This is a genomic window from Paraburkholderia sp. SIMBA_053, assembly GCF_046534895.1.
GTDB lineage: Bacteria > Pseudomonadota > Gammaproteobacteria > Burkholderiales > Burkholderiaceae > Paraburkholderia > Paraburkholderia caledonica.
Window position 1 is genome coordinate 1 of record NZ_JAWRXU010001931.1, and the last position, 229, is coordinate 229.

Consider the following 229-nt stretch of genomic DNA (forward strand, 5'->3'; position numbering starts at 1 on the left):
GTGAACGACGCCCGCCCTCTGGCCGCTGCGATTGCAGCAGTGGCTCCGAAGCTGACTGCAAAAAGGTCTCCAACGCGCAAGGGCCTCGAGGGGTGGTATCCCTACTACGCTGGCTACACCGAGCAGTTCGCGCAAGGCATCATCGCCGCAGCGTCGGGCGGGTGCAGATTGAGGGTTCTCGATCCTTGGAACGGGAGCGGTACGACTACTCGGGCGGCGACCACTCTCG

General features: G+C 64.2%; 1 protein-coding gene. It reads left to right on the forward strand.

The genetic code is table 11. From position 1 onward, the window contains the following. A partial coding sequence (locus SB753_RS42280; protein WP_410805855.1) for a hypothetical protein occupies window positions 1–229 on the forward strand: 229 nt, incomplete at both ends.